22 protein-coding genes, 1 other RNA gene and 2 pseudogenes are annotated in these 22531 nt (G+C 63.9%); 14 read left to right on the plus strand and 11 right to left on the minus strand.

Going from position 1 to position 22531, the window contains the following annotated elements; genetic code table 11:
- The first annotated feature begins 22 nt into the window (after nt 1-22).
- From ACVILI_RS23260 to ACVILI_RS23275, 4 genes are read left to right on the plus strand one after another with little or no spacing between them, the layout of a single operon-like run.
- Entirely contained in the window at nt 23-682 is a 660-nt protein-coding gene (locus ACVILI_RS23260; protein ID WP_038647666.1) for a DUF2291 family protein, read from the plus strand.
- A complete protein-coding gene (locus ACVILI_RS23265; protein WP_019859018.1) occupies nt 679-2259 on the plus strand; it encodes a sugar ABC transporter ATP-binding protein in 1581 nt (526 codons plus the stop codon). The genes ACVILI_RS23260 and ACVILI_RS23265 overlap by 4 nt, the downstream gene beginning before the upstream one ends.
- A complete protein-coding gene (locus ACVILI_RS23270; RefSeq protein ID WP_019859020.1) occupies nt 2222-3376 on the plus strand; it encodes an ABC transporter permease in 1155 nt (384 codons plus the stop codon). The genes ACVILI_RS23265 and ACVILI_RS23270 overlap by 38 nt, the downstream gene beginning before the upstream one ends.
- A gap of 56 nt (nt 3377-3432) precedes the next feature.
- Nucleotides 3433-4362, plus strand: coding sequence for a D-ribose ABC transporter substrate-binding protein (locus tag ACVILI_RS23275; RefSeq protein ID WP_019859021.1), 930 nt, complete (start codon nt 3433-3435; stop codon nt 4360-4362).
- Between the two features lie 85 nt (nt 4363-4447).
- Here ACVILI_RS23275 and ACVILI_RS23280 read toward each other — a convergent pair.
- The 6 genes and pseudogenes from ACVILI_RS23280 to modA all read right to left on the minus strand — a co-directional run.
- A pseudogene (locus ACVILI_RS23280) lies at nt 4448-4558 on the minus strand (molybdenum ABC transporter ATP-binding protein); the annotation flags it as partial.
- Entirely contained in the window at nt 4549-5298 is a 750-nt protein-coding gene (locus ACVILI_RS23285; RefSeq protein WP_019859022.1) for a class I SAM-dependent methyltransferase, read from the minus strand. The gene ACVILI_RS23285 and the pseudogene ACVILI_RS23280, both read right to left, overlap by 10 nt.
- Before the next feature lie 173 nt (nt 5299-5471).
- Nucleotides 5472-5814, minus strand: a pseudogene (locus ACVILI_RS23290) (winged helix-turn-helix domain-containing protein).
- Between the two features lie 91 nt (nt 5815-5905).
- Complete coding sequence (gene modC, locus ACVILI_RS23295; protein ID WP_038647668.1) at nt 5906-7018, minus strand: molybdenum ABC transporter ATP-binding protein; 1113 nt, start codon at nt 7016-7018, stop codon at nt 5906-5908.
- The gene (modB, locus tag ACVILI_RS23300) at nt 7015-7719 is read right to left on the minus strand and encodes a molybdate ABC transporter permease subunit (RefSeq protein ID WP_038647670.1); all 705 of its coding nucleotides are present in this window, start codon (nt 7717-7719) and stop codon (nt 7015-7017) included. The genes modC and modB overlap by 4 nt, the downstream gene beginning before the upstream one ends.
- Before the next feature lie 20 nt (nt 7720-7739).
- On the minus strand, nt 7740-8534 hold the full coding sequence (gene modA / locus ACVILI_RS23305) for a molybdate ABC transporter substrate-binding protein (protein ID WP_038647672.1): 795 nt from the start codon (nt 8532-8534) through the stop codon (nt 7740-7742).
- Nucleotides 8535-8746: 212 nt separating this feature from the next.
- Here modA and ACVILI_RS23310 point away from each other — a divergent pair, with 212 nt between their 5' ends.
- Nucleotides 8747-8956: a TOBE domain-containing protein gene (locus ACVILI_RS23310; protein WP_019859026.1), complete on the plus strand. Its 210-nt coding sequence runs from the start codon at nt 8747-8749 to the stop codon at nt 8954-8956.
- Nucleotides 8957-8968: 12 nt separating this feature from the next.
- On the opposite strand, the gene ACVILI_RS23315 is transcribed toward ACVILI_RS23310, so the two are convergent.
- Nucleotides 8969-9763, minus strand: a complete 795-nt coding sequence (locus ACVILI_RS23315) for a thymidylate synthase (protein ID WP_019859027.1) — start codon at nt 9761-9763, stop codon at nt 8969-8971.
- Nucleotides 9764-9944: 181 nt separating this feature from the next.
- Nucleotides 9945-10256 carry a DUF2853 family protein gene (locus ACVILI_RS23320; protein WP_027047006.1) on the minus strand — a complete coding sequence of 104 codons (312 nt, stop codon included), beginning with the start codon at nt 10254-10256 and terminating at the stop codon, nt 9945-9947.
- Nucleotides 10257-10425: 169 nt separating this feature from the next.
- Here ACVILI_RS23320 and ssrA point away from each other — a divergent pair.
- Nucleotides 10426-10786, plus strand: a transfer-messenger RNA (tmRNA) gene (gene ssrA / locus ACVILI_RS23325).
- A 112-nt stretch (nt 10787-10898) separates the two neighbouring features.
- Nucleotides 10899-11450: an AAA family ATPase gene (locus ACVILI_RS23330; RefSeq protein WP_038647676.1), complete on the plus strand. Its 552-nt coding sequence runs from the start codon at nt 10899-10901 to the stop codon at nt 11448-11450.
- 45 nt (nt 11451-11495) lie between these two features.
- Here the strand turns inward: ACVILI_RS23330 and ACVILI_RS23335 are convergent, their stop codons facing one another.
- The gene (locus ACVILI_RS23335) at nt 11496-12701 is read right to left on the minus strand and encodes a multidrug effflux MFS transporter (RefSeq protein WP_457102624.1); all 1206 of its coding nucleotides are present in this window, start codon (nt 12699-12701) and stop codon (nt 11496-11498) included.
- A gap of 186 nt (nt 12702-12887) precedes the next feature.
- On the opposite strand from ACVILI_RS23335, the gene ACVILI_RS23340 reads away from it, so the two are divergent.
- From ACVILI_RS23340 to ACVILI_RS23355, 4 genes are all read left to right on the plus strand, one after another.
- Nucleotides 12888-13577: a TetR/AcrR family transcriptional regulator gene (locus ACVILI_RS23340; protein WP_240564634.1), complete on the plus strand. Its 690-nt coding sequence runs from the start codon at nt 12888-12890 to the stop codon at nt 13575-13577.
- 146 nt (nt 13578-13723) lie between these two features.
- Nucleotides 13724-14260 carry an SspB family protein gene (locus ACVILI_RS23345; protein ID WP_019859031.1) on the plus strand — a complete coding sequence of 179 codons (537 nt, stop codon included), beginning with the start codon at nt 13724-13726 and terminating at the stop codon, nt 14258-14260.
- Nucleotides 14261-14276: 16 nt separating this feature from the next.
- A complete protein-coding gene (locus ACVILI_RS23350) occupies nt 14277-14471 on the plus strand; it encodes a DUF4169 family protein (protein WP_019859033.1) in 195 nt (64 codons plus the stop codon).
- Nucleotides 14472-14481: 10 nt separating this feature from the next.
- Nucleotides 14482-14709 carry a ribbon-helix-helix domain-containing protein gene (locus tag ACVILI_RS23355; protein WP_019859034.1) on the plus strand — a complete coding sequence of 76 codons (228 nt, stop codon included), beginning with the start codon at nt 14482-14484 and terminating at the stop codon, nt 14707-14709.
- Here ACVILI_RS23355 and ACVILI_RS23360 read toward each other — a convergent pair.
- Nucleotides 14706-16502, minus strand: a complete 1797-nt coding sequence (locus ACVILI_RS23360; protein ID WP_240564633.1) for a chloride channel protein — start codon at nt 16500-16502, stop codon at nt 14706-14708. The genes ACVILI_RS23355 and ACVILI_RS23360 overlap by 4 nt on opposite strands.
- Nucleotides 16503-16642: 140 nt before the next feature.
- Here ACVILI_RS23360 and ACVILI_RS23365 point away from each other — a divergent pair, with 140 nt between their 5' ends.
- The 3 genes from ACVILI_RS23365 to ACVILI_RS23375 all read left to right on the plus strand — a co-directional run bounded on the left by ACVILI_RS23365 (nt 16643) and on the right by ACVILI_RS23375 (nt 18439).
- On the plus strand, nt 16643-17089 hold the full coding sequence (locus ACVILI_RS23365) for a MarR family winged helix-turn-helix transcriptional regulator (protein ID WP_240564632.1): 447 nt from the start codon (nt 16643-16645) through the stop codon (nt 17087-17089).
- 124 nt (nt 17090-17213) lie between these two features.
- Nucleotides 17214-17519, plus strand: a complete 306-nt coding sequence (locus ACVILI_RS23370; RefSeq protein WP_038647678.1) for a hypothetical protein — start codon at nt 17214-17216, stop codon at nt 17517-17519.
- A 32-nt stretch (nt 17520-17551) separates the two neighbouring features.
- Complete coding sequence (locus ACVILI_RS23375) at nt 17552-18439, plus strand: sigma-70 family RNA polymerase sigma factor (protein WP_051726922.1); 888 nt, start codon at nt 17552-17554, stop codon at nt 18437-18439.
- A 76-nt stretch (nt 18440-18515) separates the two neighbouring features.
- Here the strand turns inward: ACVILI_RS23375 and ACVILI_RS23380 are convergent, their stop codons facing one another.
- Nucleotides 18516-22508, minus strand: coding sequence for an AsmA family protein (locus tag ACVILI_RS23380; RefSeq protein ID WP_038647682.1), 3993 nt, complete (start codon nt 22506-22508; stop codon nt 18516-18518).
- Nucleotides 22509-22531: the final 23 nt, after the last annotated feature.

Here is a 22531-nt window from a genome sequence, read left to right on the forward strand (position 1 = left end):
CCACTACACAGGTCGTCACAGCATGAGTTCGCAGCCAGCAACCACCACGATGAACCGGCGAGGATCGCCAGGCGTCCGCTGGGCGGCCGTCGCGATCGCGATCCTGGCGCTGCTCGGCGCAATGATCCTCGACACCAAGATCGTCACGATCGGCTCGGCCGAAGACACCCGCAAGGCGGCGTTTTCGCCGGAGGCGTTCGGCAAGGCTGAATTTCCGAACGTGCAATCCGCCGTCGAGCAGCGCGCCGTCGATGCACCGACGCTTGCGGCCGCCATCGCCAAGGACAAGGCGGCCGCGGAGAAACAATATGGCGTGCCGGCCAATGTCGGCACCGAATTCTCGGTCAAGTTCACTGGCGTCGTCGGCGAGGGAAAGTCGGGCATCTACACCGTCAAGGTGGCTGACGTCCCGGACAATCTGGTCATTCGCATCCAGACCGGACCGGCGATCAACGGCACCGATCTGCGCGACGCCACCGGCGCGATCACCTTCGGCCAGTTCACCAACCAGATCGAGTACCAGAATGCGGGCTCGGCCCTGAACAACGAGATGAAGAAGCAGGTGCTGTCGGCCATCGACAACACCCAGCTCACCGGCAAGACCATCTCGGTCGTCGGTGTCTTCAAGCTGATCAACCCCAAAGGCTGGCTGGTCGCGCCGGTGAAGCTGACCGTCCAATGAATGCGGCGCCCGAATTCGAGCCGGCGCCGGGCGACACCGTGCTCGCGGCCCGCCACATCGTAAAGACCTATGGTGGCACGCACGCGCTCAAAGGGGTCAATTTCGACATCCGCCGCGGCAAGGTCACGACGCTGTTCGGCGAAAACGGCGCCGGCAAGTCGACATTGATGAAGATCCTCTCCGGCGTGACGACGCCGACATCGGGAACCATCGAGCTCGACGGCCAGTCCGTCACCTTCTCCTCAGCCTCCGACGCCCGCGATCGCGGCATCTCCATCATCCATCAGGAACTCAGCCTCGCGCCCAATCTGAGCGTGCGCGACAACATCTTCATGGGCCGGGAAATACGCGGCGCGACCGGTGTCGATTTCGCCGAGGAGGCCCGCCAGACGCGGCGGCTGATGGCCGACCTCGAGGAAGACATCGATCCACTGACGCTGGTTCAGGACCTGCGCCTGGGACAGCAGCAGATCGTCGAGATCGCCCGCGCGCTCTCGGTGGATTCACGCATCCTGATCATGGATGAACCGACCTCGGCGTTGAGCGCCACCGAGGTGGAGGTGCTGTTCAGGGTGATCCGCGACCTCACGGCCCGCGGCGTCTCCATCGTCTATATCTCGCACCACCTCGAGGAGGCGTTGCAGATCACCGACCACGCCGTGGTGCTGCGCGACGGCGCGATCACCGCGACGGCCAACGCCAGGCACATCAACCTCGAATGGATCGTCCGCAACATGGTGGGCGAGAACTTCGATTTGGGCTCGCCGCCCACCGGATACGCCTTCGGCGAGGTTGCCTTGTCGGTCGAGGATGTCAGTGTCCCCGATGCATCGAGCTCGGAACGTTCCGTGGTCGACAGGCTGTCGCTTGCCGTACGCAGCGGCGAGATCGTCTGCATCTACGGGCTGATGGGCGCCGGGCGCACCGAATTGCTGGAATGCATCGCCGGGCGCCTGCAGCCATCGGGCGGGCGCATCCTGCTCGGAGGCAACGACATCTCCCGCTTCGGCATCGCCGAGCGCATCGCCAGGGGGCTCGTGCTGGTGCCCGAGGATCGCCAGCGTGACGGCCTGGTTCAGACGATGTCGGTCGGCGCCAACCTGTCGCTCGCCAGCATCGGCGCTTTCGTCAGGGGAATGCTGTTGTCGCGCTCGCAGGAGCGGACGCTGGTCGAAGCCTCCATCCGTGACGTGCACGTCAAGACCGCGGGCGGCAGCGCGCCTATCGGCTCGCTGTCCGGCGGCAACCAGCAGAAGGTCGTCATCGGCAAGATGCTGACCACCAATCCCAGGGTCATGCTGCTGGACGAGCCGAGCCGCGGCATCGACATCGGCGCCAAGGCCGAGGTGTTCCGGCTGCTCAGCGAGCGGGCGGCGCGCGGGCTCGCCGTCGTCTTCTCGACCTCGGAAGTCGCCGAATGCCTGAGCATCGCGCACCGGATCATCGTCATGCATCGCGGCAGGATCTCGGCCGAATTCGGTGCCGATGCCACGAAGGAGGAGATCATGGCCGCTTCCGGCGAGGCCGTGGTCTCCGACCATGAAGAACACAGGAGCCACCACCGTGACCGACGCTAGCCCCGATCGCAGCCGCTCCCCGAGGGTTTCGGCCGACGGCTTCAGCCTGGCCAAGCTTTTGCTTGAGGGCCGCGCCTTCTTCGCGCTGATCGCCATCATCATCGTCTTCTCGCTGCTGTCTCCCTACTATTTCTCGGTCGGCAATTTCCTGACCATGGCCTCGCATGTCGCCATCTTCGGCATACTGGCGGTCGGCATGCTGCTGGTCATCCTCAATGGCGGCATCGACCTGTCGGTCGGCTCGACGCTGGGCTTCTCCGGCGTGATCGCCGGCTTCCTGATGCAGGGCGTGCAGCTGACCACGTTCGGCGTCATCCTCTACCCGCCGGTCTGGGTCGTCGCGGTGCTGGTCTGCGTGCTCGGCGCGCTGGTCGGTCTGGTCAATGGCGTCCTTATCGCCTGGCTGAAGGTCCCCGCCTTCGTCGCCACGCTCGGCATGCTCTACGTCGTGCGTGGCGCGGCCCTGCTGATGACCAATGGCCTGACCTACAACGATCTCGGCGGCAAGCCGGAGCTCGGCAACACCGGCTTCGAATGGCTGGGCTTCAACCGCCTGCTCGACATCCCGATCGGCGTGCTGGTCATGGCCGTCATCGCCATCATCGGCAGCATCATCCTCAACCGCACCGCCTTCGGCCGCTGGCTCTACGCCTCCGGCGGCAACGAACGCGCCGCCGAACTCTCCGGCGTGCCGGTCAAGCAGGTGCAGGTGTCGGTTTATATGCTCTCGGGCATCTGCGCCGCCGTGGCCGGCCTCATCCTGTCCTCCGAACTGACCTCGGCGGGTCCGACCGCCGGCACCTCTTACGAGCTCACGGCAATTGCCGCGGTCGTCATCGGCGGTGCGGCGCTCACCGGTGGCCGGGGCAACATCCGCGGCACGCTGGTCGGCGCCTTCGTCATCGGCTTCCTGTCCGATGGTCTGGTGATCATCGGCGTCTCTGCATATTGGCAAACAGTGTTCACCGGCGCGGTCATCGTGTTGGCGGTGCTGCTCAACGCCATCCAGTATCGCCGCCGCGTCAAGCTTCCGAGCACGGCCGGCGGCTCGCCCACTTCTCCACAAAAGGACAAGGCCACAACGGCCGATCCCGCCCTCGAGAAGACCGCCGGTTGACCGGCGCGATTGCTAACCAAAGGAGGAACTCTATGTATCGCAGTGCCAGAATTCTGATGCTCTCGGCCTTCGCCCTGGCCGCACCGATCGTCGCGGCAAGCGCGGCGTCGGCCAGCGGCCTCATCTCGATCATCGTCATCGACCCCGCCAACCCCTACTGGCTCACCGAAGGCAATGTCGCCAAGGCCGAAGCCGAAAAGCTCGGCTACACCGCGACCGTCGGCGCCTCCAAGGCCGACACCAACACCGAGAGCAAGCTGATCGACACGGCGATCACCAACAAGTCCGTAGCCATCATCCTTGATCCGGCCGATGCCAGCGGCTCGATCGGCGCGGTCAAGAGGGCGATCGCCGCCAACATCCCGGTCTTCCTCGTCAATGCCGAGATCAACCAGGAGGGCCTCGCCAAGGCGCAGCTTGTCTCGAACAACGCCCAGGGCGCCGCGCTCGGCGGCCAGCAATGGGTGACGGCCATCGGCGAGAAGGGCAACTATGTCGAGTTGCTCGGCGCCCCCTCCGACAACAACGCCGCGACACGGTCGAACGGCTACGAGACCGTTATCAGCCAGTATCCCGACCTCAAGAAGGTCGGCTCGGAAGTCGCCAACTGGGACCGCACCCAGGGCCACGACAAGATGCAGAGCCTGCTCCAGGCCCATCCCGACATCATCGGCGTGACCAGCGGCAATGACGAGATGGCGCTCGGCGCGATCGCTGCGCTGAAGGAGGCCGGAAAACTGTCGAGCATCAAGGTTGGCGGCTTCGACGGCTCGCCGGACGCTGTCGCCGCCATCAAGGCCGGTGACCTGCAATACACCGTGCTGCAGCCGGTGGCCGTCTACTCGGCGAAAGCCGTGCAGCAGGCGGACTCCTTCATCAAGACCGGCAAGACCGGCGCCGCGACCGAAAAGCAGCTGTTCGATTGCCTCCTCATCACCAAGGACAATGTCGACAAGTATACGGCTCCGTTCACGCTCTCGGAGTAAGAAAACGACGAGGGGTGGCCTTTCGGTCGCCCCTCTGTCCTATCATGCGGGCCGGCACGGTTGCGCCATTGCAATATAGGCCGGGATCTCTGCCTTGCGCCTCGTCGAGCGAGGCCAGAGGCTCATCCATGAGCAGCAATCTGGGTCTGGCCAGCAGTGCCCGCCTCATCGCCACGGGCTGCTTCTCTACGCCAGCCGTCGCTTCAAAATGGCGCAGAACTCAAAAGTGTTGTGCGGCGTGGCATAGACTTGCTCCACTTCCAGCCCGATCAGGCCGAGATTGGAAAGCACCTCTATTCCCGAGCGAAAACTTTGAGGTGTAAATTGCCAAGCGTGAACATCGATGTAGGCCCCAGCGGAGGTGTCGTACTGGCTCATGGCCACGGAAACACTGGACAGATTGTGACGAAATCTCGGTACCCCGTGATCGCCGGTCCAATGGCGAACCGGATCATTATGCGTGGCTAGAGCAATGTGTTCGATGACGCTCTTTGCGGTGTGAACTTTGTTGCCTCGAGCGCCGATGAAATCGGCAATCGAACTCTCTGCGATGAAATGGTCGAAGCAGTAGCGCTTGTCCGGGATAATCAGGAGGTATCTGCCTGTCGCAGTGAGAATCCTCGCGACCTGATTCAAGTGGTAAATCAGGTCTGGTTGATGCTCGACGCAGTGACTGCTCAGGCAAAAATCAAACTTTTTGTCCACGATGCTCAAGTCGCCGGTGCTGGAAACATAGTCGATATCCACCGGGACGGTGTAGACATAGCCGATCGCATTAGCCCTGTTGATCAGTCCTTGTTTGTCCATGACGTCGAAATATTTAACGTTTGGACCGCGCAAAGTCGGATTCGTGAAAGGCCCCACCTCAAGCGTTGATTTGCCGTCAACAAGAGAAGCGAGGGCATTTCGGTTGAACTCTGGCGGAGCGGCGTCCATCTCAATTGCCTCGTTGGTCGCGTAGCGAAACTACCAATCATGGTCGCGCGCGGGAATCAATCGCGACTGGGGATTGCGGTGATAATGTAGGCGGCACGATCGCAGCATCTGGTTCGCGCGGGGACCTGCCCCGATTGCGTTGGCAGCGCGAAACCTCGCTCCGCCCACGTCTCTCAGCCCGCATCGATCTCCGCCTGCAGTGCATCCATATGCGTCGCCGCCGCCGCGGTGGCCGCACGCTCGATGGCGCGGAAACGGCTGACCACCGCAAGGCCGATAGCCGTCAGCTGCGCGCCGCCGCCCTTGCGGCCTCCGGTCTGCGCGGCGACCAGCGGCTTGCCGAAACACCCGATTCATGTCCTCCACCAGATCCCAGGCGTGCTTGTAGGACATCTCCATGCCGCGTGCGGCGGCCGAGATCGAGCCGAAGGTGGCGATCTGCTCCAGAAGCTCGATCTTGCCCGGACCGATCCGCCCGTCTGGATCGAGATTTATCCGCAAGCTCAGCGATGGCATCTTTGCTCCTCCGCGGTCACCAGGACTCCTGCCGAAGCCACTTCAGCGATAGCGTTATTCCAAATCAATATAGCGGCGATCGCCGCTTCTGTCAGCCATCGACCTCGAGCGGCAGGCCGGCGCCGGTGTTGGCCCGGTCGAAACTCACTGTCTTGACCACGGCGAAAACCTTGCCGCCGAGCCGCAGTTCCAGCGCCTGCCGCGACTGTTCGGTGATGCGAGCGAGCACGGTTGCGCCATTGCAATCGATGTCGACCTCGACCGCCGGGCCTTCGCCCGGGCGGATCGCAACGATCGTGCCGGGCAGGATGTTGAGCGCGCTGAGGCCTGTCGGCTTCTCCGCGGCGATCATCACATCACGGGCACGGATGCGGACACGCACGGGAGCCCCGGTTTTCATCGCCAGGCGCGGCACGCGGATCTCTCCGGCGGCCGAGACGAGCACGGTCATGCCGAAAGTCTCGTCGTGGCGCAGAACCTTGGTGTCCAGCACCGCACCGCCCTCGCCGCGCTCTTCCGCCGGCAGCAGGTCGAGCCTTTGCATCACCACTTCGGTCGGGCCACCGGCAACGACCTTGCCTTGCGCCAGCATCACCACGTCGCTCGCCAGCCGCGCCACCTCGGCGACCGAATGGCTGACATAGACGATCGGAATCTTCGTCTCATCGCGCAGCCGTTCGATATAGGGCAGGATCTCGGCCTTGCGCGCCTCGTCGAGCGAGGCCAGCGGCTCGTCCATGAGCAACAATCTGGGGCTGGCGAGCAGCGCCCGGCCGATCGCCACGCGCTGCTTCTCGCCGCCCGAGAGCTTCACCGGGCGCCTGTTCAGCAGCGGGCCGATGCCGAGCAGGTCGACGACGGCATCCATGTCGGCGTAGCGCTCCTTGGCCGGCGTGAACCAGCGGCCGTAGCGCAGATTGCTGGCCACGCTCATATGGGGAAACAGGCGTGCGTCCTGGAACACCATGCCGATGCGGCGCCTGTGCTTCGGCACGAAAATGCCGGCATCGGTGTCGACCAGCGCACGGCCCTCCACCTCGATGCGGCCCTTGTCGGGTCGGATCAGCCCGGCGATCATGTTGATGAGCGTGGTCTTGCCCGAGCCGGATGGCCCGAACAGCGCGGTGAGCCGCCCGGCGCTCTCGAAGCGCGCCTCGATGGCGAAATCGCCGAGCCGGTGGCCGATGTCGACGCGGACGCTCATTCGATGTCCATCCGCCGCCCAACCCGTCGCGCCAGCACTTCCGAGGCGACCAAAGCCGCCATCGAGATGACGACCGAGATCAATGTCAGCCGCAATGCTCCCTCATCGCCACCCGGCACCTGCGTAAAAGTGTAGATCGCCGAGGGCAGCGTCTGCGTTTCGTTGGGGATGTTGGAGACGAAGGTGATGGTGGCGCCGAACTCGCCCATCGCCTTGGCGAAGGCCAGGATGGCGCCCGCGATCAGCCCGGGCAGGATCAGCGGTAGAGTGATGGTGGCGAACACCCACAAAGGATTGGCGCCAAGCGTGCCCGCCGCCGCCTCCATCTTGCGGTCCACCGCTTCGATCGACAGCCGGATTGCCCGCACCATCAGGGGAAAGCCCATGACGCCGCAGGCCAGTGCCGCACCCGTCCAGCGAAACGAGAAGACGATGCCGAAATGCTCGGCCAGGAAGGCCCCGGCCGGGCCGCGCTTGCCGAAGGTCAAAAGCAGGAGGTAGCCGGTCACGACAGGCGGCAGGATTAGCGGCAGGTGAACCACGCCGTTGAGCAGCGTCTTGCCCCAGAATTGTCCGCGGGCAAGCAGCAGCGCGATGGCTATGCCCGGCGGCAGGCTGGCGAGCATCGCCACGGTTGCCACCTTGATGGACAGCCGGACCGCATTCCATTCGTCGGGAGTGAGGTCCAGCAGCCAGGTCATATTGCGCTATCAGGCCCTGTTCAGTTGCTCGGCGTGAGCACGGTAAAACCCTGTTCCTTGAAGAGCGCGCCGGCCTTGGCGGACTGCAGGCATTTCAGGAAAGCCGTCGTATCCTTGTCCTTCGAATCGGCGGTCTGGGCAACCGGATAGATGATCGGCGGATGCGAATCCTCCGGGAAGGTGCCGACCACCTTGACGCCCTTGTCGGCATGCGCGTCGGTGGCATAGACGATGCCGAGAGCGGCCTCCCCTGTCGAAACCAGCTTGAGCGCCGCACGCACGTTCTCGGCCTGCGCCACCTTGCTTTCGACCGAGGACCAGACGCCGAGCGATTCCAGTGCCGCCTTGCCGTACTTGCCGGCCGGCACCGCCTTGAAGTCGCCCATGGCGAGCTTGCCGTCGCCGACCAGCTTGGCGAGGTCGAAACCCTTCTCGATCTTCGTCTCGACCGTCGAATCCTTTGGCGCTACCATCACGATCTCGTTGCCGAGCAGCTTCACCTCGGTATCGGGCTTGGTCAGCTTCTTGTCGGAAAGATATTTCATCCAGTCGAGATCGGCCGAGATGAAGACGTCGGCCGGCGCTCCGCCTTCGATTTGCTTGGCCAGTGCCGAGCTTGCCGCATAGGAAACAGTCGCGGCCTCGCCGACATCGGCCTCGCAAGCCTTGTTGACCGCGTCGAGCGCATCCTTGAGGCTGGCCGCCGCGAAAACCACGACCTTGTCTTGCGCATGTGCGGCCGGCATCGCTGCCATCGCCGTCGCCGCAAGACCGCCAATGGCGATCGCCTTCAACCCGAAGCCCTTGCGCGTCATCGAAAACTCTCCCTGGTTTGAAATCCGTGCGGCGCGAAGCCTGCCGATCGATATATCCGCATGAATATAACAAGGGAAGGCCCGGCGGCTCGCGAAAACGCCTATGCCCCCACCGATCGTTCTGGTAAGACGAGCAGGAAACCCAATGCATGTCGCCCAAAAGTGACCTCGGTTTTGCGAGAACGGCCTGCATGAAAGCAACGGAGAGCCCAATGAAGATCAGCGCCCGCAACGTGCTCAAGGGAACGATCACCGAGATCGTCAAGGGAGCCACCACGTCGCATGTCAGGATCGACATCGGCAGCGGCGCCATCGTCACCGCCTCGATCACCAACGAGGCCGTCGCCGACCTCAAGCTCGAAAAGGGCAAGCAGGCCTATGCCGTGGTCAAGGCCTCGGACGTAATGGTCGGCATCGACTGAGCCGTCTGCGGCTCAAACGGCGATGGGCGCCTTGATCGAGGCATCGGCGACATAGTTTTCCAGCCGGAAATCCTCGAAGCGGAAGGCGAACAGGTCCTTCACCTCCGGATTGATCCACATCGTCGGCAGCGCCCTCGGCGTGCGCTGCAATTGCTCGCGCGCCTGTTCAAAGTGGTTCGAATAGAGATGCGCATCGCCCAGCGTGTGGACGAAATCGCCCGGCTTCAGCCCGGTCACCTGCGCCACCATCAGCGTCAGCAGCGCGTAGGACGCGATGTTGAACGGCACGCCGAGGAAGATATCGGCCGAACGCTGGTAGAGCTGGCAGGACAGCCGGCCTTCGGACACGTAGAACTGGAACAGGCAGTGGCAGGGCGGCAGCGCCATCGCCTCCACCTCGGCCGGGTTCCAGGCCGAAACGATCAGCCGGCGCGATTGAGGATTGCGGCGTATCTCCTTGAGAAGGCCCGCGATCTGGTCGATCGAGCCGCCATGGCCGTCCGGCCAGGAACGCCACTGCCTGCCGTAAACGGGGCCAAGGTCGCCATTCTCGTCCGCCCATTCGTCCCAGATCGTGACGCCGTGGTCGGTCAGGTATTTGATGTTGGTGTCGCCGGCCAGGAACCACAGGAGCTCATGGATGATCGACTTCAGGTGCAGCTTCTTGGTCGTGGTGACCGGAAAGCCGCGCGCCAGGTCGAAACGCATCTGGTAGCCGAAGACGGAGCGCGTGCCGGTGCCGGTGCGGTCGCCGCGATCGGCGCCGTTGTCCAGCACATGCCGCAAGAGGTCGAGATATTGGCGCATCGGTTCCAGCTCGATTCGAGATTTCACCAATCATAGCGCATGTGCGCGCCGCCGCCACGCCTGTCTGAGATTCTTTCCCCACCCGGACATGAAGCGGAGCGCTCTTCAGAACCCGCGCTGGCGGACCGAAAGCGCATAAAACCGTGCCGATCGGTCGCCAGAACAGAAATTGTCAGACCTCTCAGAGCGAGCCGAGTTTGCCCAGATCCTTGGCCACCAGATAATAGAAGGTCACGCGGCTCTTGGTGTTGTCGGCGTGCATCGCCTTGCAGGTCTTCTCGATCGACGCGTCGGCTTTCGCCCCATCGCTGACGCCGAGCTTCTTGGCCACCCAGTTCTCCTTGACGCGCTCGAGTTCCTTCGGGTCTGTGCAGGACACCAGCGAGGAATCGCGGTTCCTCAGCGCAATGCCCAGATGCTTGACGATCTTTTCGACCGCGTCGGCACTGGCGCCCGCGTCGTACTTCTTCACATCCGCAAGATAGTCGGCCATCAAAAATTCCCCTCGTCGGCGCCACGGATCCGATCGATGAGGGCTGTGGCGCGCTTCGCAATCCGTGCGCTAGGTCGGTTACTCCTCACCGCTCGCAAAGCTTCCGTTGTGACCGCGCCCAAGTCAACCCTTGCCGTCGCAATTTGACACAGGGACAAAGCCTCATTGCGGCCTTTCATTTCCGGCGAACGCCCCCTATATTCGATTTGTCGGCTTGACCGACTATGGCGATAAATGGGCGATGAAATAAGCCGTTCGGACCCGGGGGCGGTACCCGGCGCCTCCACCAAAAGCCGCTGTTGACGACAGAGCGGTTTTTGCTGGGGGCGAAATAGGATCGACGAAGGTGTAAAGATCGTACTTTTGCCCGGCATTGTACCACCGTCATCGGGCTAAACTTATAGTTGCCAACGACAACTATGCGGAAGCACGTCTCGCTGCTTAATGCAGTGCGATAGCTTCAAATCAAGCCCTAGGGGTTCGCACTTCTAGGCGGGGTTCGGAGGTACCTGGCAACAGAAACCTCCACTTCTCCCCTCCCTCGATCCACGTCATGCGCAACGGCCGCTTTTGCCGTCCGGACTTCGCACGGCCTCGGGCCGCTAAGCCGCCGCCCGCGTGTCTTTTTCTCCATGGGCAAAAATGCAAAACGATTCCGATCGACTCTTCGTGCTGACCGGTGGTCCGGGCTCCGGCAAGACCACTTTGATCACAGCCCTGCGTCGGGCGGGCTTTGCGACTTCCGTTGAAGCCGGACGCGGCATCATCCGCGACCAGTCCTCGATAGGCGGAACCGCCCTGCCCTGGAGCGACCGCGCGCTGTTCGCCGAACTCATGCTGTCGTGGGAGATGCGCTCATATCGGGACGCGATCGAGCAGAAGGGACCGGTTTTCTTCGATCGCGGCGTGCCGGACACGCTCGGCTATCTCAGGCTGAGCGGCCTGCCCGTGGCAGAACACATCAGTGCCGCCGCCAAGCGCCTGCGCTACAATCCGCGCGTGTTCGTCGCTCCGCCCTGGCCGGACATTTTTGCGCAGGACGAAGAACGCAAGCAGACTTCAGACGAGGCCGAGCGCACCTACCATGCGATGGCCGGCGTCTATACGGAGCTGGGTTACGAACTTGTTGCGCTGCCCCTGGTGCCGGTCGAGACACGGTTGCGTTTCGTATTGGCCGAGGCAGGGCTGAAATGAAAAGGCCGGGAAAACCCGGCCTTTTCATGCGCTTGCGAGCAGTGCCTATTCCGCCGGCGCTTCGACCGCCTCGCGCGAACGGCCGAGCGTGACCTTGGCCAGCGTGAAGGAAATTACCGCGCACAACGTGATGCCGGCGACCATTGGCAGCGGCGTGCCGTCGAAGAATACGCCGGCGACGCCCATGGCGAGCGCGCCGATGGCGAAGTGCAGCGTGCCCATCAGCGCCGAGGCCGTGCCGGCGATCTCGCCGTGCTCTTCCATGGCCAGCACCGAGGTGGTCGGAATGACCAGGCCAAGGAAGCCGTAGCCGACGAACAGCAGGGCTGCCATCACGTCGAGCCGATCGACGCCCGTCGCCATGATCGCGAGCAGCACCACCATCGTCGAGGCGTAGCCGGTCACCGCGACACGCACCACGCGCCGCAGCCCGAAACGCTCGGCCAGCAGGCCCGTCAGTTGCGACATGCCGATGAAGGCCACCGCATTGATCGAGAAGAACACGCTGTAGACCGAAGGCGACAGCCCGTAATGGTCGATCAGGATGAAGGACGAGCTCGACAGATAGACAAAAAAGCTCGCAATGCCGAAACCGGCGATCGCCACTAGGCCAAGGAAGTTGCGGTCACCCATCAGGAAGCGGTAGCCGGCAAGCGCGGTGCCGAAGGAGGAACCGACGCGCTCTGCCGCCGGCCGCGTTTCCTTGAGCGAGGTCGCGAGCAGGATGGTGGCAAGGGCCGCCGCCCCGGTCACTGTCCAGAACACGGCGCGCCAGCCGAAATTCTCGATGATCTGGCTGCCGGTCAGCGGCGCCAGGATCGGCGACACCGAAAACACCAGCATCAGCAAGGACATCAGCTTGGCCGCCTCATTGCCCGTATGCAGGTCGCGCACGATGGCGCGCGGCACGGCCATGCCGGCGCTGGCGCCGAGGCCCTGCAGGAAGCGGAAGGCGATCAGCCATTCGATGGTCGGCGCCATCGCCGAACCGATGCCGCCGACCATGAACAGCGCAAGACCGCCATAGAGCGGCAGCTTGCGGCCGACCATGTCGGAGATCGGCCCGACGACGATCTGGCCGAAGCCCATCGACAGGAAGAAGATCAGCAGGCTCATCTGCACGGCGGCGGTGCCGGCGTGCAGATCCGCGCCGATCGACGGCAAAGCGGGAAGATACATGTCGATCGCGAAGGGGCCGATGGCGGACAACAGGCCGAGCACGACCGCGATGCGGAGGAATTTGGGACCCATGATATTGGCTTCTTTCGAATCTGGTTGCCGCCGCCAAGCGACGTCTGACCTAGGACGTTCCATCCCGTGAGGTTCCGACACTCCAGCAGCGAATCTTGTCGTCTCCCGGCGCGAAATCTCTTTATCGCATGTCCACAAATTTAGACAGTCTTGTCTAAATCGTCAATCACCTCTATATAGATTTTGATGAGAGCGAGCGTTTCTCCTGACACTTTCCCGCCACGCGGCCATGAGGCCAAGCGCCTGTCGATCATCGACGCCGCCGCTGGCGTGTTCTGCCGCGAAGGCTTCGCCGGCGCCAATATCGACCTGATCGCCGCCGAGGCCGGCGTCTCGCGCCAGACCGTCTACAACCACCATGGCGACAAGGAAAAGCTCTTCATGGCCGTGGTGCGCGACCTCACCGATCGCTGCAATGTCGGCATCTTCGCCACCATTGCCACCTTTCCTGACCAGCCCGGCGATCTCGAAGCGGATTTGATCGGCTTTGCCGTGCGCCTGAATCAGAACTGCATCTGCAATCGCGACGGAAAATTCCTGCGCAAGTTGATCCAGACCGAAGGCGAACGCTACCCCGAACTGTTTGCCGAATGGCGCGAACAGGGTCCGGGCACGACGTTGCCGGCAATCGCCGCCCGCTTCGCCCGCCTCGCCTATGGCGGTTACCTGACGATCGACGACCCCGACGTCGCGGCGCGCCAGTTCTTCGGCCTGGTCAATGCCGAACTGCAGACCACCTTCATGCTCGGCGGCACGCCGCGCGAGGACGAAGTGGTGCAATCGGCGACGAATGGCGTGCGCACCTTCCTGCGCGCTTTCGGCAAGCGCCCTTCCCTGGGCAGCGTCAAAAAGCACACTGCGCTGGCCAACGCATAACATTTGCGATTGCCGGTAAGCCGACTTGCCGATCAAATCGTTGGCAATAGTCCTCGCTTCGACGCGACGGTGGGCTATATCAGGTTTACGCCGCGCTCAAGCTTGATTACAGCTATGCGGACGATTCAACGGAACCCGACCACCACATGGCCGACGACCACATCCGCTACGACATTCTGGCCCAGGAGGCGTTGCGCGGCGTCATGCGCAAGGTCCTGGCCGAGGTCGCACGCACCGGCCTCCCCGGCAACCATCATTTCTTCATCACCTTCCTGACCGGCGCGCCCGGCGTGCGCGTCTCGTCGCGCCTGCGCGAGCGCTATCCCGAGCAGATGACCATCGTCATCCAGTTCCAGTACTGGGACCTCAAGGTGACCGACACTGGCTTCGAGGTTGGCCTGTCCTTCTCGGACGTGCCGGAGAAACTTGAAATCCCGTTCTCGGCCGTGCGTGGCTTCTATGATCCCTCGGTGAATTTCGAGCTCGAGTTCGACGTCAAGACCGATGCGCAGCCTGAAGAGGAACCGGCCCAGCCGGCGCCCGAGACGCTGACCATCGTTTCCGAAAAGAAGCCGAAGGCCGAGAAAAAGGCTGCCGCCGAGCCGGAGAAGAAGCCCGCCGCGACCGAGGCCGGCGCCAAGGGCGCCGAAGTGGTTTCGCTCGACGCCTTCCGCAAGAAATAGGTTCGCGGTCCGCGCCATGGCCGACATCGTCAATCTCCGCCAGGCTCGCAAGCAGAAGGCGCGGGACGAGAAAACGCGCGTCGCCGAACAGAACCGGGCCCTGCATGGCCGTTCCAAGGCGGACAAGCAACGCGACCGGTTGAATGCCGACAAGGCCGAAAAATTTGTCGCCGGCCATCGCCTCGACCCGTCCGGCAAAGATAAGCAGTGAGTATTCGGCCGTGAGCGTAGTCGAAAAGCGCTCGGTGACCATTCGCGGCCATCGCACCAGCTATTCCCTCGAAAAGCCCTTCTATGACGACCTCGTCGCCATCGCGGCGGCGAGAAAGCTGACGCTGGCCGCGCTTGTCGCCGAAGTCGATGAGACACGGCCCCGCGAGACCAACCTGTCCTCGGCGCTGCGGCTGCATGTGCTGGAATGGGCGAAGCGCGGAGCCAGCTTGGACTAGACGCCCTCGACCGCGTCCGCCTTTTTCCCGCGCCTGGTACCGAAGCCAAGCAAGGTCGAACGGTCGCGTTCCTCGGCCTGTTTTCTCGACCGCACGCGCATCAGATCCTTCCAGCCGACATAGCCGACCAGTTGCAGGCTTTCGCGGGTCACGACCGGCAGATGCGAGACATTGGCCATCAACAGCTTGTCGGAGAGGCCTTCGAGATACTCCTCGGGAAAAGCGAGCGTCACCTTGCTTCCAGCAAGCAGGTCGCCGAGCGTCGTCGTCCTGTGCTTGCCGGCGCGACGCCAGCGCAGGATAGCCGGCGGATCGATGAGACCGAGCACCCGCCTGTTCTCGTCGATCACCGGGAAGCTCGGATGCCGGGTTTCCGGCGCGGTCAGGAAGGCGGCGGCGCCATGCAGCGTCATCGTCGCCGGCACGCTCTCGACCTGCGCCGTCATCACCTCGTGCACCCTGGTCAGCGCGAACGGGTCGACGCGGTATTCGCGTACGAGGTGGTGCCCTCGCCTGGCGATCTTTTCGGTCAGGATCGACCGCTTCATCAGGAGCACGGTGACGGCATGCGCCGCGGCACAAGCCGCGATCAGCGGCACCAGCACATGCGTGTTGCCGGTCAGTTCCACCGCAAAGAACGTCGCCGTCAGCGGCGCCCGCATCGTGCCGCCCATGGTCGCCGACATTGCAAGCAGCGCCCAGAAGCCCGGATCCGCCGCGGGCAGGATGCCGGCGAGCACCGCCCCCATTGCGCCACCCATGATCAACAGCGGCGCCAGCACGCCGCCTGATGTTCCCGAACCGAGCGCCACCGACCAGATGATGGCCTTGACCGCCAACAGCAGCAGTGCGGCGGCCGCGACCGTTCGACCATCCAGCATGTCGGCGATGTTGTCGTAACCAACGCCGAGTGCCCGCGGCTCGATCAGCCCGCCGATGCCGACCACCAGGCCGCCGATCATCGGCCACCACATCCAGTGGATGGGCAGTTTCTGGAAGGCGTCCTCGCAGGCATAGACCATCTGGGTGAGCAGCCCCGACAAGAGGCCGGCGCAGATCCCAACCAGAACCCAGCCGCCAAGCCCGACGAACGAGGTCGCCATGCCGCCCTGAAACGGAAAGATCGGCTGAGGCAGATGCAGCGCGGTACGCTCGACCTCGGCAATGATCGCCGCAACCGCCACGGGGATGAAGGAGCGCGGCGTCCATTCGAACAGCAGCAGCTCCACCGCCAGCATGATGGCCGCGATCGGCGTGCCGAACACGGTGGTCATGCCCGCTGCCGCGCCTGCCACCAGCAGCGTCTTGCGTTCGTTGTCGGTGACCGGCAGCATCTGCGCGATCAGCGAGCCGATCGCACCGCCGGTCATGATGATCGGGCCCTCGGCGCCGAATGGCCCGCCGGAGCCGATCGAGATCGCCGACGACAACGGCTTCAGGATCGCCACTTTGGCATCGAGCTTCGAGCGCCCGAGCAGGATCGCCTCGATCGCTTCGGGAATGCCATGGCCACGGATCTTCTCACTGCCATATCTAGCCATCAGGCCGATGATCAGGGCGCCGATGACCGGCACCACCACCGCGGCAAGCCCAAGCGGCGTATCCTGCAATTTCAGCTCGGCGAACGTGAACTGGCCGAAATAGGCAACGTTGGTGGCAAGCCGGATCAGTTTCAAAAGCACGATACCGGCGAACAGCCCCGCCGTGGCGACCACCACGGCGATGGTCGCGATGGTCAATACCCGCGCGTCGGTGGTGAAATCCCTGAGATGGCTGTTTTCGGAGGGCTTCATGGCGGGCTTTCTGGCGGCGGCCGGATCTCGAATATGCGGCACGGCGAAGACGCCGGCCGGCTTGTCGGCTCGCTATGTATCGTAACACGATATAAATTCAAGCTGGTTTTGCATCAAAACCGTTTGAGCCTTTGGCCGGAATGGAACAAATGTCTGGAATGACGCAGCCCGGAAAATCTCGCCCCGCCATCGAACTGGCCGACTACCAGCGGCTGTCCGCGTTTCGCTATCTGATCCGCCGCTTCCTCGAATTCAGTCAGCTGCAGGCGGAAGACGCCGGCCTGACGCCGCGCCAGCATCAGGCCTTGCTGGCAATCAAGGGCTATCCGGGCGGCGGACCGGTGACGATCGGCGATCTGGCGGAGCGCCTGCGCATCCGCCATCACAGCGCCGTCGAGCTGATCAATCGCCTGAGCGACGCCGGGCTGGTCGTGCGGGACCAGGACAAGGACGACCATCGCCGCGTGCTGCTGCGGCTGACCGAACGCGCCGACGATTGCCTGGCCGAACTGTCAGCGGCGCATCTCGACGAGCTTTCGCGCATCGAGCCCATGCTGAGGCGCTTGCTCGATCAGGGCCGCGAGTGACGCTTCGGCATCCTGCGCTGGATGGCACCTTTATTTTTCGGGCGCCCGCATCTTTTGGCTTCCCGGCATCGTCTAGGCGATGAGAGGCCCAAAGGGCGCAAGGCAATCGAGAGGAAGACCTGCGATGAAACGCCATCTGATACGCTACAAGATGAAGCCCGAACGAGCCGATGAGAACGAGCGGCTGATCCAGGCCGTTTTCCAGGAATTGCGCGACAAATCGCCGGACGGCGTCCGCTACATGACGTTGCGCGCCGCCGATGGGACATTCATCCATCTGGTCGAAACGCAAACCGATGCGCATTCTGATAGCATCACCGGCCTGGCCACATTCGAGGCTTTTCAAAGCGGCTTCAGGGATCGCTGCAGCGAACCTCCGCAACGCGACGAGGTGACCGTGGTGGGCAGCTACCGGATGTTGGATGCGTGATCGAGGAAGACGAGGTCGCAGAACGGAGGCTCATGAACATTCCCATTCCTGGCGGGCAGCATGGGCTCTTTGAGCGCCTGTTTGGGGAATTGCGCCCCAAGCTGCACCGCTACTGTGCCCGCATGACCGGCTCGGTCTTCGATGGCGAGGATGTGTTGCAGGAGGCGCTGGCCAAGGCGATCGAGGCCCTGCCCGTTGCCGGCCCGATCGCCAACCCGGAAGGCTGGCTGTTTCGCATCGCCCACAATGCGGCGCTCGATTTCCTGCGCCGACGCGCCCGCGAAAAGGCCTATTCCGACGAGGATTTGGACATGATCGCCGACCCGGCGAATCCCACCATCGATCGCCAGGCCGCTTCCGCGGGGCTGCATACTTTCATGCGCCTTCCCGTTACGCAGCGAAGCAGCGTCATCATGATGGACGTTCTGGGCTACTCCCTGCAGGAGATCAGCGCCACGCTCGATACCAGCATCCCCGCGGTCAAGGCCGCGCTGCATCGCGGCCGCGACCGCCTGCGCCAGATTGCGCACGAGCCCGACGACCGCCCTCTCCCGAAACTGGGCGCCGCGGAACGTCAGTTGCTCAACGCCTACATCGATCGCTTCAATGCCCGTGATTTCGACGCGGTGCGTGACATGCTGGCAGAAGAGGTGCGGCTCGAACTGGTAGCCAAGACACGGCTCAACGGCCGCAAGGAAGTCGGCACCTATTTCGGCAACTATTCCCGGGTGCGCGATTGGCATCTCGTGCCCGGCTTCGTTGAAAACAGACCGGCAATCCTCGTCCGCGACCCCAACGACCCGACGGCCCGGACCACCTATTTCATCCTGCTGGCCTGGCAGGACGGCAGGCTCGCCGCCATCCGCGATTTCCGCCACGCCCGCTACGTCGCCGACGGCGCTGAGATGCTCGTTCTTTGAAACGATTTCGGGACGGGAAGGCCTCGCCCTACTGCCCTACTGCCCTACTGCCCTACTGCCCTACTGCCCTACTGCCCTACTGCAACGACTTCAACAAATTGTCGATCGTGAACGGATTGGACTTCGGCTTGGCTGGCGGCGGCGGGTTGCCGTTTGCTTCCGGCAACGGCGCAGGCTCGGCCTTGGGCGCCTGTTCGGCGGCCTTGCGCTCGGCTTCCAGCCTGGCCTTTTCCTGCGTGGCGATGCGCATCGCCTCTTCCGCCTTCTGCCTCTCCTGCTCCGCCTTGGCCGCTTCGTCGGCGGCCTTCTGCTCGGCCGCGGCCTTGGAATCGGCATCAGCCTTTGCCTTTGCATCCGCTTCGGCCTTGGCCTTGGCATCAGCGTCCGCTTGGGCCTTCGCCTCTGCGTCGGCCTTCGCCTTGGCCTCCGCTTCGGCCTGCGCCTGGGCCTCGGCCTCCGCTTTCGCCTTGGCGTCGGCCTCGGCTTTCAGCCGCGCCGCCTCTTCCTGCTGGCGCAGTTCCTCGGCAGCCTTGTCGCGCGCGTCCTGCAGTGCCGCGTAATAGCGGACTTCGCGCCGCAGGCGCTGCTTCTCCAGCAACGCCGCCTGCATCGCCTCGACGCGCTGCTGCTCCTTCTCCAGCGCGCGCTGGGTCAGGAACTGCGCCAAAGGCTCGCTGTCGAACTGCCGCTTGACGGCGCCGAACGGCCCCTCGGCGGTGAAATTGACGACCGGCTCGGAACCGACCAGCGCCTCCTCGCCGGGCCGATAGGTAATGGCGCCCTTGGCGGAAACCGTGCTGGTGTTGAGATCGGCAGTGACATCGGCGGACAAGGTCGCCGCCGGGTTTTCGAGGCTGATCGGCGGTACCCTCAGCGTGCCGCCGGCAATCGTGAAGGCGATATCGGCATTCCCGGCGGGGAAATTGCCATCGGCAGCGATATCGGGCGCAAAGCCCGCTGTCTTGGCCGCGTCGATGTCGCGCCCGATCGCGTCCGCCTTGGCCAGCAAAGCGTTGAACGCGTCGGGATTGACGCCCGCCACCTGCAACCCCTTGAGCGTCGCCGTGCCGGACCCCGACAGGGCGGCGATCATCGCTTCGACCGACTTGCCGCTGGTCGACAGCGTCGTCGAGAAATCGCCGACGCCGCCGATACCGGTATCCGGCAGCACGTTCGCCAGATCGGCGCCAGCCAGCTTCATCTGGCCAGTGAAAAGCCCGGTGCCCTCATTGTTCTTCAATTCGAACAGGCCGGTCAGCGCTCCGCCAAGAAATTTCGCCTTCAGGTCCGAAACGCGGATGCCTTCCTGGTCGAGCCTCAGCGAAAAAGCGGCGTCATAGGCGGTGGCGAACGGTCCGGCGGCAAGCGCCGCCGTCGTCAGGTCGAGTGCGGCGGTAAACGGCAGGCTGGACTTCTGGCTGAAGGGTGCTGCCGGCCAGGAGCCGCTCTTGTCGCTCGCGCTCTTGTCAGCCGCATTTTTGTCGGCGCCGTCTTTGTCAACAAGGAAGGAGGAATCGCCGAACAGCGCCACGGCCATCGGATCGAGATCGAGCTCGTCGAGTGCCAGCGCGCCCGCCAGATGCAGCACGCCGTCCTTGGCGTCGATGTTGACGTCGCCGGACACCGCCGCCTCGTTGATCGCGCCGCTGACATTGTCCAGCACCAGCAGGCCGTTGCCGTAATCGCCCTGCGCCGAAAGCGACGTCGACATGCCCGCCCCCATGCCCGGCAGGCCGATGCCCGACGTCATCAGCCACGGTTCGATGTCGGCCGCATCGAGATTGATCTTGCCCTTGGCGGCAGGCCCTTGCGGCGTGTCGGCAACGGTCCCCTCGAAGCTGGCCTTGAAGTCATTGCCGGCAAGGCTGAAAGTCGTCGCCAGCCCGCCGCCCAATGTGCCTTTGGCCTGAATGTCGGTCGTTGCCTCGCCCAGCATGCCGAGCGGCAGCGCCGGCAGGCCGTAAAGCGCGAGCAGCGCGGTGGCGTCGGGGTTTTTGGCGTTGAAGGTCAGTGTCACCGGCGCCTCGAGAAGCTTGTCCGGCGCGCCCTTGCCCGACAGCGAAGCGGAAAAGGCCGAGCCGCCGGCCTTGCCCTGCCCACTCACCGCCAGGCCGGTCGTGCCATCGCCATTGTCGGCGGCACTCGCCACAAGGTCGACGCGTGCATCCTGGAACAGGTCGGGATAGGCGGCAGCGCGGCTCGCCAGCCCCTTCAGCACCGCATTGTCCGGATAATGCTGCGCGGCGACGTCGATCAGCGGCTTGAGGTCCACAGCGACAACCGATGCGTCGAGCTTGCCGGTCGGGCTCGCTGGGAAATCCTTGATCCGGCCCGTGGCGCTGATCGAGGCGCCGGCCAGTCCGCCGACCGACAGCCGATCGACTTCAAGCAAGCCGTCACGCAGCCTGAGCGCGGTATCGACCGTGTCGGCGGTCAACCCGCCGGCGCTGACCGGCCCGGCCTTGATTTGGAAATCGAGATCGCGGTCGGCAAAGCGGTTGGCGCCCTTGTCGCTCACGAAGATCGAGGCGAAGGCCGCCAGCCCATCGACATCGAGTTCACCGCCTTCGAGCCGCATCAGCACCGATGGCCTGGCTTCGTCAGGCTGGCTGGAATCGATACGGCCGGAGAATTTCGCTTTGCCCAGGATCAGTTCGAGATCGCTGAAAGCCTGGCGCTTTTCCGTCAGGTCGACCTTGGCCTTGAAGCCGGCGGCGGGCAGACGGCGGATTGCCTCATCGACATCTTTCGACAGCCAGGCGGCAAAACCGGATGGTTGCGCCACGGCCAGCAGCAGCGAGCCGGTGAAGCCGAAATGGCCCTCGACGCTGAGCATGCCATCGGCTTCCAGCGTGGTGCGTCCAGGCAAGGTCGCGGCCAGCGATTTCACCGACCAGCCGCCCTCGGCCGGCTCGGCGGACAGATGCACGTCGCGCACCGTGGTGTCGCCGGCCACCACGGCCGGCAGCTTGACCTCGACGGTGCCGGGGATGGTCGGCTTCGGCAGAGCGATCAGCGCCTGCTCGAGCCCGGCAATGCGCTGGTCGAGCGTCAGGCCGGCGCCGGCCTCTGCGCCCACGGCCTCGTCGAACTGCACCTGCGCGCCATTGGCCTCGATGGCGAAATTCGGCTTCTGGCCGAGATCGACAGAAGCCTTGCCGTCGGCCGTGTAGGGATTGTCCAGCGGTCCCGTCTCGAAACGGAACTCGTCGACGCCGAGCTTCTGGTGGTCGAGCGAGAACTTGCCGTTCAACCGAAAGCCCGGATCGGGCTTGCCGGCGCTGACCTTCACCGTCTCGCCATCGGTGCCGCGCAATTGGGCTGAATTCTTATCGGCGCCGGAGATCTTGAACTGGCCGGAATAGACAGCGGCACCCTTGACGATGCCGGCATTGCCGTCGGTTTCGATCACCAGCGGATAGGCGTCGGGATCGGCCTTCAGCCGCAGCCGCATCTGGCCGTTGCCCTCGGCCTTGCCGGTCGATGCCGCGACCGTGGTGCGCAATCCGTCCAGCCGCAATGTGCCGTCCATGCGCCACGGGCCGGCCAGAGACTTGGCCGAAATGGTCGAATTGATCTCGGAGAAGATATGGCTGCGTCCGCCGGCGGCATGGCGCAGTTCGATCCGCCCTTCCGTCACCGTCAGCTTCTCGATCGAGATCTGGTTGAGGTCGAAGGGCGAGGACGGCCTCATCGCCCAGTCGACGGTGCCGTCATTGGCAATGTCGATGGTCGCCTTCGGATGCACCAGCCGCATGTCGAAGATCAGCACCTCGCCGCGCAGGAAGGGCGCCAGTTCCGCATCCATCGAAAACGTCTCGACGGTCATGGCCGGCTGGCCATTGGGGCCACCGGCAACGGCAACGTTGGAGAAGGTCACCGACGGGAACGGCAACAGCCTTGCCGTGGCGTCGCCCTGCACGGTCACCTTGCGGCCAAGAATGGCGCTTGCCTCGCGCTCGAACTGGGCGCGGTAGCCGGTCCAGTCGACAAAGTACGGAACCACCAGCGCCGCGCACAGCACCAGCACGAACAGGCCACCGAAGATCACGAACAGGCGTGCGAGCATCAGCTCCGAACAGGTTGATTGAA

This window comes from Mesorhizobium sp. USDA 4775, assembly GCF_054062655.1.

Excerpts from the sequence above, each read along its gene's own strand:
- ACVILI_RS23310 (WP_019859026.1), top strand. The coding sequence starts at position 8,747 with ATGAAGATCAGCGCCCGCAACGTGCTCAAGGGAACGATCACCGAGATC.
- ACVILI_RS23380 (WP_038647682.1), bottom strand. The coding sequence starts at position 22,508 with ATGCTCGCACGCCTGTTCGTGATCTTCGGTGGCCTGTTCGTGCTGGTG.
- ACVILI_RS23285 (WP_019859022.1), bottom strand. The coding sequence starts at position 5,298 with ATGGACGCCGCTCCGCCAGAGTTCAACCGAAATGCCCTCGCTTCTCTT.
- modA (WP_038647672.1), bottom strand. The coding sequence starts at position 8,534 with ATGACGCGCAAGGGCTTCGGGTTGAAGGCGATCGCCATTGGCGGTCTT.
- ACVILI_RS23360 (WP_240564633.1), bottom strand. The coding sequence starts at position 16,502 with ATGAAGCCCTCCGAAAACAGCCATCTCAGGGATTTCACCACCGACGCG.
- ACVILI_RS23275 (WP_019859021.1), top strand. The coding sequence starts at position 3,433 with ATGCTCTCGGCCTTCGCCCTGGCCGCACCGATCGTCGCGGCAAGCGCG.
- ACVILI_RS23270 (WP_019859020.1), top strand. The coding sequence starts at position 2,222 with ATGAAGAACACAGGAGCCACCACCGTGACCGACGCTAGCCCCGATCGC.
- ACVILI_RS23340 (WP_240564634.1), top strand. The coding sequence starts at position 12,888 with ATGAGAGCGAGCGTTTCTCCTGACACTTTCCCGCCACGCGGCCATGAG.
- ACVILI_RS23365 (WP_240564632.1), top strand. The coding sequence starts at position 16,643 with ATGGAACAAATGTCTGGAATGACGCAGCCCGGAAAATCTCGCCCCGCC.
- ACVILI_RS23370 (WP_038647678.1), top strand. The coding sequence starts at position 17,214 with ATGAAACGCCATCTGATACGCTACAAGATGAAGCCCGAACGAGCCGAT.
- ACVILI_RS23320 (WP_027047006.1), bottom strand. The coding sequence starts at position 10,256 with ATGGCCGACTATCTTGCGGATGTGAAGAAGTACGACGCGGGCGCCAGT.
- modC (WP_038647668.1), bottom strand. The coding sequence starts at position 7,018 with ATGAGCGTCCGCGTCGACATCGGCCACCGGCTCGGCGATTTCGCCATC.
- ACVILI_RS23345 (WP_019859031.1), top strand. The coding sequence starts at position 13,724 with ATGGCCGACGACCACATCCGCTACGACATTCTGGCCCAGGAGGCGTTG.
- ACVILI_RS23315 (WP_019859027.1), bottom strand. The coding sequence starts at position 9,763 with ATGCGCCAATATCTCGACCTCTTGCGGCATGTGCTGGACAACGGCGCC.
- ACVILI_RS23335 (WP_457102624.1), bottom strand. The coding sequence starts at position 12,701 with ATGGGTCCCAAATTCCTCCGCATCGCGGTCGTGCTCGGCCTGTTGTCC.
- ACVILI_RS23265 (WP_019859018.1), top strand. The coding sequence starts at position 679 with ATGAATGCGGCGCCCGAATTCGAGCCGGCGCCGGGCGACACCGTGCTC.
- modB (WP_038647670.1), bottom strand. The coding sequence starts at position 7,719 with ATGACCTGGCTGCTGGACCTCACTCCCGACGAATGGAATGCGGTCCGG.
- ACVILI_RS23330 (WP_038647676.1), top strand. The coding sequence starts at position 10,899 with ATGCAAAACGATTCCGATCGACTCTTCGTGCTGACCGGTGGTCCGGGC.
- ACVILI_RS23260 (WP_038647666.1), top strand. The coding sequence starts at position 23 with ATGAGTTCGCAGCCAGCAACCACCACGATGAACCGGCGAGGATCGCCA.
- ACVILI_RS23350 (WP_019859033.1), top strand. The coding sequence starts at position 14,277 with ATGGCCGACATCGTCAATCTCCGCCAGGCTCGCAAGCAGAAGGCGCGG.
- ACVILI_RS23375 (WP_051726922.1), top strand. The coding sequence starts at position 17,552 with ATGAACATTCCCATTCCTGGCGGGCAGCATGGGCTCTTTGAGCGCCTG.